Source organism: Dyella sp. (assembly GCF_035508675.1).
Taxonomy (GTDB): Bacteria; Pseudomonadota; Gammaproteobacteria; order Xanthomonadales; family Rhodanobacteraceae; genus Dyella_B.
In genome coordinates, this window is record NZ_DATJMN010000135.1 from 1 (window position 1) to 11,624 (window position 11,624).

An 11,624-nucleotide genomic window follows, 5' to 3' on the forward strand; every position below is an offset into this window, starting at 1 on the left:
GAACGCGGCTGGATTCCGCATCACGCACCACCACTGGGCAGTGTGCGCGCGGAATTGCCGCGCGTACCCGACACACTGCGTCATCGCGACAACCGCAACAACCGCCTGTTGCTCGCCGCAGCGCTGGAGATCGACGCCGACATCCGCGCCGCGATCACGCGCTATGGTTCTGCGCGCATCGGCGTCGTGCTCGGCACCAGCACTACCGGCATCGAGGAAGCCACCCACGGCATCGCCGCCTATCGGCGCGATGGCGCGTGGCCGGCCGATTATCACTATTCGCACCAGGAACTCGGCGGCCCCGCGGAATACCTGGCCGAATGGCTGGGACTATCCGGCCCTTGCTATGGCATTTCCACCGCCTGCACGTCGGGCGCACGCGCGTTGATGAGCGCGCAACGCCTGCTGCGCATGGGGCTATGCGATGCCGTGCTGTGCGGCGGCGTGGATACGCTGTGCCGCCTGGCGATCAACGGCTTTCATGCATTGGAGGCAGTGGACCTGCAACGCTGCGATCCGTTCTCCAGGCATCGCCGCGGCATCAACATCGGCGAAGCGGCGGCGCTGTTCCTGATGACGCGCGAAGCCGGCCCGGTGCAACTGCTCGGTGGCGGTGCCAGTTCCGATGCATACCATATGTCCTCACCCGATCCGCAGGGAGCCGGCGCGCGCAAAGCCATGCACGATGCCTTGCGCAACGCCGGGCTGGAGGCGACGCAGATCGATTACATCAACCTGCACGGCACCGCCACCGAGCATAACGACAGCATGGAAAGCCAGGCCGTCGCCTGCGTGTTCGGCCCTGCAGTGCCGTGCTCATCGACCAAGTCGCTCACCGGCCACACGCTTGCCGCCGCGGGTGCACTGGAGGCGGCGTTCTGCTGGCTGAGCTTGACCGACACGCGTGCCGAACGCCGCTTGCCGCCGCATGTGTGGGATGGCGAAGCCGATCCCGCGCTGCCCGCGCTATGTTTCACCCGCGCCGGCAGCCATCTGCCGGTCGGCGGAAGGCGTTACCTGATGAGCAACTCGTTCGCGTTTGGCGGCAACAATGCAGCGTTGATCGTGGGAGATCCCGCATGACGCCCTGGCCGATCGCCGAGGTCGTGCCACATGCCGGCGCGATGATCCTGCTCGATGACATCGTGGAAGCAGAGCGCGAACGCATCGTTTGCACGCGCACCATCCGCGCCGGCGGCTTGTTCGTGGAGGACGACGGCAGCATGCCTGCGTGGGTCGGCGTGGAACTGATGGCACAAGCCATCGCTGCCTGGGCCGGCTGCTGCGCGCGCGCCGAGCAGCGGCCGGTGCAGTTGGGTTTTCTGCTCGGCACGCGGCACTATGCGTGCAATGTGGATACCTTTCCGGCCGGCGCGCAGCTGCGCGTGGAAGCGGCGCGGGAGTTCCACAACCAACAAGGCATGGGCGTATTCCATTGCCGTATCGAAGCGCCCGGCATCCAAGCCGAAGCACGCTTGAATGTATTCAGCCCGCCCGATGCGGAGGCTTTTTTCAATCAGGAATCCAGGGAGACGCCACATGGCTGACACAGTGCTGGTGACCGGCTCCAGCCGCGGTATCGGCCGCGCCATTGCCTGGCGGCTGGCGCAAGCGGGCTACGATGTCGTGGTGCATTGCCGGAGCCGTCGCGAGGAAGCCGAACAGGTGGCCGCTGCGATTCGCACGCTAGGCCGCGCCGCGCGCGTGCTGCAATTCGACATTGCCGATCGCCCGGCATGCGCCGCTGCGTTGCAAGCCGATGTTGAAGCACATGGCGCGTATTACGGCGCAGTGTGCAACGCCGGGCTCACGCGCGACGGTGCGTTTCCGGCCCTATCCGACGAGGACTGGGACCAGGTGCTGCGCACCAACCTGGATGGTTTCTACAACGTGCTGCACCCGATCATCATGCCGATGATCCGCCGCCGCCAGGCGGGACGCATCGTATGCATCACCTCTGTATCGGGCTTGATCGGCAATCGCGGCCAGGTGAACTACAGCGCTGCCAAGGCCGGCGTGATCGGCGCGGCGAAGGCGCTGGCGGTGGAATTGGCCAAGCGCAAGATCACCGTCAATTGCGTGGCGCCGGGCTTGATCGATACCGACATGACCAGCGCCGACTTGCCGCTGGAAGAGATTCTGAAAGTGATACCGATGCAGCGTGCCGGCACTGCGGATGAAGTCGCTGCGGCCGTGCAGTTCCTGATGAGCCCGGAAGCGGCTTACATCACGCGGCAAGTGCTCGCGGTAAACGGCGGGTTGTGCTGAACATCATACATCAAGGAGAAGCCATGAAGACAAAAATGCTCGTTGCCATCGCGTTGTTGTGCGCACCCGGTTTGTCTTTCGCCGGGGACAAGATCGTGCATTTCCCATTCGCCAATGCCGTCGCCGCAGCGACCCAATCGGGCAAACTGGACGGCACGGTGAAATTCTATCTGGCCGGAAGTGCGCCGCAGGGCCAGGTGACGGTGCTCAAGAGCGATGTCAGCGTCAATCGCAAGACCAACGCCTTCGGCAAAGCCGACCAGAAAACCTGCGACTGGGCGCTGCAATCGGCCTTGATCGCGCTGCAGGATCAGGCGAAGGCGGCCGGGGCCAATGCGGTGGTCGATATCGTCAGCGATTACGGCAACGAATATCGCGATCCCGCGCAATACGAATGCCACGTAGGCTTTTTGATGTCCGGCGTGATCATGAAAGGGAAGCTGGCGAAAGTGCAATGATGCCGTTGCCCCTCCCCTGCTGACAGGGGAAGGGCTGGCATGCGCGCCTTGCTGATGCGCCGCGTCAGAGCCTGAAAAGACCCCTGCGCTACAATTCCTGGCATCCAAACCCCTTTACCCAGGAGTTCCTCATGCGTCCATTCCCGCTCGGTGAAGAGATCGATCTGCTGCGTGACAGCGTGTCTGCCTTCGCTGAAAAGGAGATCGCACCGCGCGCCGACCACATCGACCGCGAGAATCTGTTCCCGCACGATCTGTGGCGCAAGATGGGCGACATGGGCCTGCTTGGCATCACCATACCGGAAGCCTACGGCGGCAGCGGCATGGGTTTTCTGGCACACATGGTGGCGATGGAAGAAATCTCCCGTGCATCCGGTTCGGTGGGTCTTTCTTATGGCGCGCACTCCAACTTGTGCGTACAGAACATTTTCCACAACGGCAACGACGCGCAGCGCCGCAAATACATCCCCAAGTTGTGTACCGGCGAATATGTCGGCGCACTGGCGATGAGCGAACCGGGCGCCGGTTCCGACGTGGTCGGCTCGATGACCTGCCGTGCAGAACAGCGTGGCGACGTGTGGGTGGCCAATGGCTCCAAGATGTGGATCACCAACGGCCCCGATGCGGACGTGCTGCTGGTTTACATGCGTACCGCGCCGCGCATCGCCGGCAGCCGCTGCATGACGGCGTTCATCGTCGAAAAGGGCATGAAGGGCTTCACCACGGCCCAGAAGCTGGACAAGCTCGGCATGCGCGGCTCCAACACCTGCGAACTGGTGTTCGACAACTGCGAGATCCCCGCCGAGAACACCGTGGGCGAAGTGAACGAAGGCGTGCGCGTGCTGATGAGCGGCCTGGACACCGAACGCCTGGTGCTTTCCGGCGGCCCGATCGGCTTGATGCAGGCCGCGCTGGATATCGCCCTGCCCTATGCGCGCGAGCGCAAGCAGTTCAATGCACCGATCGGCACCTTCGGCGTGATGCAGGCGAAGATCGCCGACATGTACACCAAGCTGCAAAGTTCGCGCGGCTTTGCCTATATGGTGGCGAAGGAATTCGATGGTGGCGTGAAGTCACGCATCGATCCGGCAGCCTGCCTGCTCAATGCCTCGCAGAATGCGGTGCAGGTGGCACTGGAGGCGATCCAGACTTTGGGCGGAAATGGGTACATCAACGAATACCCGACGGGCCGCTTGCTGCGCGATGCGAAGCTATACGAGATCGGCGCGGGTACGAATGAAATCCGGCGGATGCTGATCGGACGCGAGTTGTTTCACGGGCGGGAGTGACAACCCTCGCGGCCACCATTCCCTCCCTGCCTGTAGGGAGGGAATGGCTCACGGCGGCTTACATCAAAATACCAGGCTGTAATTCACCGTTCCCATCGTCGCGTGCTCACGCTGCGCAGTGTACTGATCGGCACCGAACGACAACTGCGAGCGCGTCGAGAAACGCCAGTTCAGCGACACGCCGGCGATGCTGCCGTAACGCGACAAGCCGATGCCGTTGATCGGCATGAACTGCTGCAAGGCCGCGAAGCTGGCATTCGGCACGGTGCCGTGCATGGCGAACGCGTCCTGCCATAGGTAGCGGGCCTGCAGGCTGAGGCTGGTGCCGTTGCGCAGTTGCCACTGGCGCGAACCGCGCAAGCCGACGCCCGCCTGCCAACGCTGGATCGTCTGCGAACTGGCGCTCAGGCCGAAACCATCGCCACCCAATTCGTTGAAGCCGTCGCGCTGCACATTGGCATATTGCAGATCGGCGTAGGGCGTGAATTTCCAGCTTCCGGCATTGATGCGATAACCGCTTTCGCTGTACGCCACATCGTAGGTGCCGTTGCTGAAGCTGCCCACGCCGGCATATTGACTACCGAGCAACAACTCGCGGCGGGTGTTCTGCCAGTCGCTACCCACGCCGACGCGGCCCATCGCATACCAGTTGCCCTGCACGACACCGCCATAGAGCATGCCTTCCAGCGCACGGCTGAAACCCTGATCGGCGCTTTGCTGCAGATTGCCCAGCCCCTGGCTGTGGCTGATGGCATAGCCCAGCACGGCGCCATTGCCGAGCATGCGGTCGCCGCCCACCATGCTGCCGTTGAGCTGGAAGCCGAGGCTGTCGTATCCGCTGCGCGAGAGGCTGCCCTGGTAGCCCAGGTTCTGCGACCAGCTCTGGAATTTGCCGCTGCGCTCCAGGGCTTGCGGGTTATCCAGCAGGCTGTCGAAGCGATCGGATAGCGCGCGCGTGTCGACGTCGATGGCCTCGAAGGTCATCGCCGCACTGGCGGCGTACATCTGGCCGGAGAGGCTGTTCAACGACTGCTGCAAGGCGGCGGTGCTCTGCGACTGCTGGATGGCCGCGGCGGCGCTGACGAAACTGCTCGGCAAGGGCTGCGCACTACCCACTATGGCGCTATTGATGGCGTTGAAAGCGCTTTGCACTCGCCCCGCTGCCGCGTAGCTGGCCGCGGAATAAGGCAGCCCGGTGATTTGCGTGAGGTTGACCTGTTGTACGTTGAGGTAGGCGTCCGTGGCGTCATAACCGATGGACGCCTGCAAGGTCACCGACGAAGGCGTGCCCACCGCGGGGTTGAAAGTACCGGTAAAGTTTTGCGTGGCCGACAGCACGACGGTATGCGAATTGGCGACGTAACCGGCATTGGCGCCATAGACGTACAACTGCGGGCTGTTTTGCAACGTAACGTTGCCGGTGACCTGCAAGGCCGAGCCCAGCGGCACCGCCAGACGTCCGCCGTTCTGGGTGTAGTTGCCGGTCATGTTGAGGTTGGCGCTGCCAACCACCAGCGTGCCCTGGCTCGATACGTTGCCGGAAACGAGCGGGATGAGGCTGCCGGAATTTCCACTGAATGCCAGCGTGCCGCCGGAACCGATATTGACATCGGAAACCAGCGAAGTGGTATTCAACGTGCCGCCATTCACCGTCGTGAGGCTGGCGTTCACTTGCGGCGCATTCACACTGCCGCCCGTCACGTCGATATTCGCGTTCGCACCCAAGAACGTCGTCACGTTCAAGCTGCCGCCGCTCACTGCCGTGTTGCCGGCGTACACGGATCCGGCATTAAGAGTGCCGTTGTTGACGGTGACCGTGGAGGCTGAGCCGGACAGCAGCGAAACCGCATTCAAGGTGCCGCCGTTGACGGTCGTGCTGCCAAGATACGTCGAAGCCTGGGTCAGATTGAGCGTGCCAGGGCCATCCATGATCAGGCCATACAGGCCGGAAATGGGATTGTTCCAGCTGGAGTTGCCGGTAAAGCCGACCTCCACGTCGCCCCAGTTGAACTGCTCCGGCCCGTTCACCGCAGCGCCGATGTTCACCACGCCATAACCGAACGTAGGGTTGGGCTGCACGCCCATCGGCGTTGCGGTACCCAACAAGGTCTGCCGCACGAGATCGTTGCTGAAATACGGATATGCCTGCCACACCAGCGCTGCCGCACCCGAGATGATCGGGGCGGCAAACGACGTACCCTCCACGATGTAGTAACTGGGATTGGTGGTGCTCGCGGTGGTGTTCTTGTCCAGCACGATCACATCGCCCGGTGCGGCAAGGCAGAAGTTCATCGCCACGCCGCACTGGTTGGAATAGCTGTCGAGCTGGGTCGGACTGTTGCTGTTCAGCGCAACCGCCACCAACCAGCCTTTTTCCAGGTTGGGGTCTTTTGCGTAGTAAGGCAGCGCGGCGATCGTGCTGGGATTGGCCTGCGAATCATTGCCGGCCGCAAACACGACCAGGCCGCCGTGGTTGACGACAAAAGGCGTATACGCCGCATCGAACGCCGCGTTGAGCGAGGCATTGGTGGTATCCCAGGTAATGCCACCCCAGGAATTGTTCATGACCTTCACACCGGCACTGATCAGATCCGTATTGACCTGTTGCAGGGATAGCGCATCGCTACTGGTGACCTGCGAAGGCGCGCTGGAACCGTTATCGTCCGGCGCACTATCGGAAATGATGCGCGCCGAAACCAAATCCGCTCCGGAAGCAATACCGCCTGGAAATTGCGCAAACGAAGTACCTGCCGCGATTTCGGAAACCCAGGTACCGTGGCCCACCACATCGTCGACGGCGGTGTTGTTCTGCGTGGGATCGACGTAGATCAACTCTTGCGTCACACGCCCTGCCACCGTCGGGTTGGAGCGCATGATGCCGCTGTCTACCACACCAATCGTGACGCCCGCGCCCGTATAACCTTGCTTTTGCGCCGCATAAGCATTCGTCAGCGACAGCTGCGCGTCGATGGGCGGCGTTGGAACGCTCGAACTCGGCGAAGGCGATGGTGCCGGAGAAGGTGCTGGAGCAGGCGCCGGTGAAGGAGCCGGAGCAGATGGTGCAGCTGCCGCCCCCCTTACATTGCTGTTGCCGCCCCCACCGCCACAGCCGCTCAAGCCCACTGCAAGACTGACCAACAACGCTATTTCACGGCGGCGCAACGCCTGCATCCCAGTTGCCATAGATTCCTCTCCAGAATTGTCCCCAAAAGATTTAGGAATGCCACCACTCCCCGAGGCGGCATTCCCCCATAGCTTATTCGTTTGATTTACATGATTGCGAGTGGCGCAGGTGCGCGATTTCTCACGGAAACGGAAAATTTGCTGCTAAGCAGTGAGAACGGCGATAATTCGCAAATCCTTTCTCGGCGCGATGCGCCCAAATGCTCCCCTGGAGACTCCCATGTCGGATATCGTCATCGCCGCTGCCAAGCGCACTGCCATCGGCTCCTTTCTCGGCCAGTTCACCGGCGTTCCCTCCCCTACCCTCGGCGCCACCGCGATCCGCGCCGCACTCGAGCAAGCCGGCATCGCCGCCAAGGATGTGAGCGAAGTGATCATGGGTTGCGTGCTGCCGGCCAACCTCGGCCAGGCGCCCGCCCGCCAGGCCGCCCTGCATGCCGGCCTGACGCCGGCCACCGGTTGCACCACCATCAACAAGGTGTGCGGTTCGGGCATGAAGGCGATCATGCTGGGCCATGACCTGATCAAGGCCGGGTCGGCCGGCGTGGTGGTGGCCGGCGGCATGGAATCGATGACCAACGCCCCGCACATGGTCAACGCCCGCAGCGGCATCCGCTACGGCGACGGCAAGCTGGTCGACCATATGGCCTGGGACGGCCTGACCAATCCTTACGACGGCAAGGCCATGGGCGTGTTCGGCGAGCTGTGCGCCGACAAGTACCACTTCAGCCGCGAGGACCAGGACGCCTTCGCCATCGAATCGGTCAAGCGCGCACAGGCTGCGCAGGCTTCCGGCGCGTTCGCCGATGAAATCGTGCCGGTGACCGTGCCCGGCAAGAAGGGCGACCTGCAGATCGATACCGACGAGCAGCCCAGCCGCTCCGACATCAACAAGGTTCCTTCGCTGAAGCCAGCCTTTCGCAAAGAGAACGGCACCATCACGGCTGCCAGCTCGTCCAGCATTTCCGATGGCGCCGCCGCCCTGATTCTATTGTCGGCCGACGACGCCAAGACGCGCGGCGTAAAGCCCCTGGCACGGATCGTGGCCCATGCCACGCACTCGCAGGAGCCGGAGTGGTTTACCACCGCACCGGTCGGCGCGATCAGCAAGCTGCTGGACAAGGCCGGCTGGAAGGTGGGTGACGTCGATTTGTTTGAAGTCAACGAGGCCTTTGCCGTAGTGGCCATGGCGCCGATGCGCGAACTGGGCGTTACGCACGACAAGCTCAACGTCAATGGCGGCGCCTGCGCACTTGGCCATCCGATCGGCGCCAGCGGCGCACGCATCGTGGTGACCTTGCTCAATGCCTTGAAGACCCGCGGCTTGCGTCGGGGCGTGGCCGCCCTGTGCATCGGCGGCGGCGAAGCCACCGCGATCGCGGTGGAGCGCCTGGACTAAGTTCCGCTCGTTGGACTTGCCAGTCGGGGGTGTCCGCCCCTCGGCAGGTTTAATGCGGCATAAAAGTTGTTAGCAAAAACTGGTAGCGCCGTTAACGTGAAAGCGCTATTAATAATCCGCCAAATTGGCATTCCACGGCTAAGGAGATCCACCATGAAGTTCACGCGTACCCTTCTCGCCTCTGCGCTTGTCGCGCTGCTGGCAGCTTGCAGCAACGGCGCACAGGAAGGCGCGCAGGACGCACAGAAGTCGGCTGACCAGGCCCAGCAAGCAGCCACGCAGGCTGCTGACCAGGCTCAGAAGGCCGCTGCTGCTTCCACCGCCGCCGCTCCGGCTGCTGCTCCGGCATCCACCGCTGCTGCCCCGGCTGCTGCTCCGGCGTCCACCGCCGCTCCGGCTGCTGGCGATGCGATGAAGAGCGCCGCCGCCGATGCTTCGCAGGCTGCCGGCAAGGCCGCCGACGCTGCCAAGTCGGCTGCGACCGCTGCGAAGGACGCCGCCAAGGGCGCTTCGGGCGACAAGCACTAATCGTTCGCTCAAGGCTCCATGAAACCGGCCGCCGTTTGGCGGCCGGTTTTTTTATGGCATCGCTGAATAAATATCGTCATCGTCATGATGCCCGGGCCACTGCCGGTATCATCTGCAGTTTTTGCCCCGACGAGCTTGGCGACACATGAGCGTTCTTACCTCGCAGATCGATCCCCGCTCCGCCGATTTCCAGGCCAGCAGCGCCAACCTGCGCACCTTGGTAGATGACCTGCACCAACAGCTGGGACGCAGCGCCGAAGGCGGCGGCGCCAAGGCCCGCGAAAGGCACACCGCACGCGGCAAGCTGCTACCGCGCGAACGCATCCGCGCCCTGCTCGACCCCGGCTCGCCCTTCCTGGAACTCTCGCCGCTCGCCGCGCACGGCATGTATGACGACGCGGCGCCCGCCGCCGGCATCATCACCGGCATCGGCCGCGTGCACGGCATCGAGGTGGTGGTGGTGGCCAACGACGCCACCGTCAAAGGCGGCACGTATTTCCCGATGACGGTAAAGAAACACCTGCGCGCCCAAGAGGTTGCGCTGGAGAATCGCCTGCCCTGCATCTACCTGGTCGACTCCGGGGGCGCCTTTTTGCCCTTGCAGGACGAGGTCTTTCCGGACAAGGAACATTTTGGCCGCATTTTCTACAACCAGGCACGCATGTCGAGCCTGGGCATTGCGCAGATCGCCGTGGTGATGGGCTCCTGCACGGCCGGTGGCGCGTATGTGCCGGCGATGAGCGATGAAACCATCATCGTGCGCGAGCAGGGCACGATCTTTCTCGGCGGCCCACCGCTGGTGAAGGCCGCCACCGGCGAAGTGGTCGACGCCGAAGCGCTGGGCGGCGCGGACGTGCACACCGCCACCTCGGGTGTGGCCGACCATTTCGCCGAGAACGATGCGCATGCGCTGTCCATCGCGCGCGACATCGTCGCCAGCCTCAACCGCAGCAAGCCGATGCCACTGGCGGTAAAGCCGCCGGTAGAACCGCGCTACGCGGCGGAAGAACTGTACGGCGTGATTCCGCAGGACACGCGCCGTCCGTTCGACATCCGCGAGGTGATCGCGCGCATCGTCGATGGTTCGGAGTTCCATGAGTTCAAGGCGCGCTACGGTAAAACCCTGGTCTGCGGCTTCGCGCACATCCATGGCTATCCGGTCGGCATCATCGCCAACAACGGCATCCTGTTTTCCGAATCCGCGCTCAAGGGCGCGCACTTCATCGAGCTGTGCAACCAACGCAACGTGCCGCTGGTATTCCTGCAAAACATCACCGGCTTCATGGTCGGCAAGAAATACGAGAACGCCGGCATCGCCAAAGACGGCGCGAAGATGGTCACCGCGGTGGCCTGCTCGCACGTACCCAAATTCACCGTGGTGATCGGCGGCAGCTTCGGCGCCGGCAACTACGCCATGTGCGGCCGTGCGTACGGCGCGCGCTTCCTGTGGATGTGGCCGAATTCACGCATCAGCGTGATGGGTGGCGACCAGGCCGCCAGCGTATTGGCAACGGTGAAGCGCGATGGCATGGAAGCGGCGGGCCAAGCGTGGAGCACGCAGGAAGAAGACAGCTTCAAGGCACCGATCCGCGCGCAGTACGAGCGCCAGGGGCACCCTTACTACGCCACGGCGCGGCTGTGGGACGATGGCATCATCGATCCGGCAGATACACGCCGCGTACTGGGGCTGGCGATTTCGGCCTCGTTGAATGCGCCGATCGAGCCGCAGCGTTATGGCGTGTTCCGCATGTAGCATGCGATGCAACCCTCGCCCGAGGGCGAGGGTTGGGCAGGGCCCGGCAAGCATTCAACCGTGCCTGGCAGCTTTGACCTTTTGATTGCACAAATTAAGTATCTGGCAAGATTGGCCCTCTCCCCCAATCCTCCCCTCGGCGCTGGTCAGGGATAGGGGAGAGGGAGCCAAAGCCGCACACAGGAAGTACAGGGGCAAGCACACATGATCGTCGGTATCGATCTGGGCACCACGCACTCGCTCGTTGGCTGCTATGGCGAGGAAGGGCCGCAACTCTTCCGCAACGCGCTGGGCGACTACCTCACGCCCTCTGTCGTCAGCGTCGATGACGACGGCCACATGCTGGTCGGCGCCGCTGCACGCGATCGTTTGATCAGCCATCCCAGCGCCAGCGTCGCGGCCTTCAAGCGCTGGATGGGCACAGCACGCGAGGTACAGCTCGGGCAACGCGGTTTCCGCCCGGAGGAATTATCCGCGCTGGTGCTGCGCTCGCTGCTGGCTGATGCCGAAGCCGCGTTAGGTGAAAAAGTACGGGAAGCGGTGATCAGCGTGCCCGCCTATTTCTCCGATGCGCAACGCAAGGCAACGCGCGCGGCCGGCGAACTGGCCGGTATCAAGGTGGAGCGGCTGATCAACGAACCTACTGCTGCCGCCCTCGCCTATGGATTGCAGGAGCGCAAGGAAGGCAGCCGCTTCCTGATCTTCGATCTTGGCGGCGGCACCTTCGACGTGTCGGTGCTGGAGAT

10 protein-coding genes are annotated in these 11,624 nt (G+C 63.2%); 9 read left to right on the forward strand and 1 reads right to left on the reverse strand.

Annotated features, from left to right (window positions below; translation table 11 throughout):
- From VMA74_RS07740 to VMA74_RS07760, 5 genes are all read left to right on the forward strand, one after another.
- A partial coding sequence (locus VMA74_RS07740; RefSeq protein WP_325366059.1) for a beta-ketoacyl-ACP synthase occupies nt 1-1,083 on the forward strand: 1,083 nt, incomplete at its 5' end.
- A complete protein-coding gene (locus VMA74_RS07745) occupies nt 1,080-1,547 on the forward strand; it encodes a hotdog family protein (RefSeq protein WP_325366060.1) in 468 nt (155 codons plus the stop codon). The genes VMA74_RS07740 and VMA74_RS07745, both read left to right, overlap by 4 nt.
- Entirely contained in the window at nt 1,540-2,268 is a 729-nt protein-coding gene (gene fabG, locus VMA74_RS07750) for a 3-oxoacyl-ACP reductase FabG (protein ID WP_325366061.1), read from the forward strand. Before VMA74_RS07745 ends, fabG begins: the two co-directional genes overlap by 8 nt.
- Before the next feature lie 23 nt (nt 2,269-2,291).
- Nucleotides 2,292-2,726 carry an excinuclease gene (locus tag VMA74_RS07755; protein WP_325366062.1) on the forward strand — a complete coding sequence of 145 codons (435 nt, stop codon included), beginning with the start codon at nt 2,292-2,294 and terminating at the stop codon, nt 2,724-2,726.
- Between the two features lie 131 nt (nt 2,727-2,857).
- Nucleotides 2,858-4,015, forward strand: a complete 1,158-nt coding sequence (locus VMA74_RS07760; protein ID WP_325366063.1) for an isovaleryl-CoA dehydrogenase — start codon at nt 2,858-2,860, stop codon at nt 4,013-4,015.
- A gap of 63 nt (nt 4,016-4,078) precedes the next feature.
- Here VMA74_RS07760 and VMA74_RS07765 read toward each other — a convergent pair whose 3' ends face one another.
- Nucleotides 4,079-7,198 (reverse strand): S8 family serine peptidase, encoded by a 3,120-nt coding sequence (locus tag VMA74_RS07765; RefSeq protein WP_325366064.1) that lies wholly within the window; start codon nt 7,196-7,198, stop codon nt 4,079-4,081.
- Nucleotides 7,199-7,418: 220 nt separating this feature from the next.
- Here VMA74_RS07765 and VMA74_RS07770 point away from each other — a divergent pair, with 220 nt between their 5' ends.
- From VMA74_RS07770 to VMA74_RS07785, 4 genes are all read left to right on the forward strand, one after another.
- Entirely contained in the window at nt 7,419-8,597 is a 1,179-nt protein-coding gene (locus VMA74_RS07770; RefSeq protein ID WP_325366065.1) for an acetyl-CoA C-acyltransferase, read from the forward strand.
- Nucleotides 8,598-8,750: 153 nt separating this feature from the next.
- Complete coding sequence (locus VMA74_RS07775) at nt 8,751-9,125, forward strand: hypothetical protein (RefSeq protein ID WP_325366066.1); 375 nt, start codon at nt 8,751-8,753, stop codon at nt 9,123-9,125.
- A gap of 145 nt (nt 9,126-9,270) precedes the next feature.
- Nucleotides 9,271-10,878 carry a carboxyl transferase domain-containing protein gene (locus VMA74_RS07780; protein ID WP_325366067.1) on the forward strand — a complete coding sequence of 536 codons (1,608 nt, stop codon included), beginning with the start codon at nt 9,271-9,273 and terminating at the stop codon, nt 10,876-10,878.
- A gap of 204 nt (nt 10,879-11,082) precedes the next feature.
- A partial coding sequence (locus VMA74_RS07785; RefSeq protein WP_325366068.1) for an Hsp70 family protein occupies nt 11,083-11,624 on the forward strand: 542 nt, incomplete at its 3' end.

Coding starts and splice junctions, on each gene's coding strand:
- fabG (WP_325366061.1), top strand. CDS start 1,540: ATGGCTGACACAGTGCTGGTGACCGGCTCCAGCCGCGGTATCGGCCGC.
- VMA74_RS07770 (WP_325366065.1), top strand. CDS start 7,419: ATGTCGGATATCGTCATCGCCGCTGCCAAGCGCACTGCCATCGGCTCC.
- VMA74_RS07760 (WP_325366063.1), top strand. CDS start 2,858: ATGCGTCCATTCCCGCTCGGTGAAGAGATCGATCTGCTGCGTGACAGC.
- VMA74_RS07745 (WP_325366060.1), top strand. CDS start 1,080: ATGACGCCCTGGCCGATCGCCGAGGTCGTGCCACATGCCGGCGCGATG.
- VMA74_RS07775 (WP_325366066.1), top strand. CDS start 8,751: ATGAAGTTCACGCGTACCCTTCTCGCCTCTGCGCTTGTCGCGCTGCTG.
- VMA74_RS07765 (WP_325366064.1), bottom strand. CDS start 7,198: ATGGCAACTGGGATGCAGGCGTTGCGCCGCCGTGAAATAGCGTTGTTG.
- VMA74_RS07780 (WP_325366067.1), top strand. CDS start 9,271: ATGAGCGTTCTTACCTCGCAGATCGATCCCCGCTCCGCCGATTTCCAG.
- VMA74_RS07755 (WP_325366062.1), top strand. CDS start 2,292: ATGAAGACAAAAATGCTCGTTGCCATCGCGTTGTTGTGCGCACCCGGT.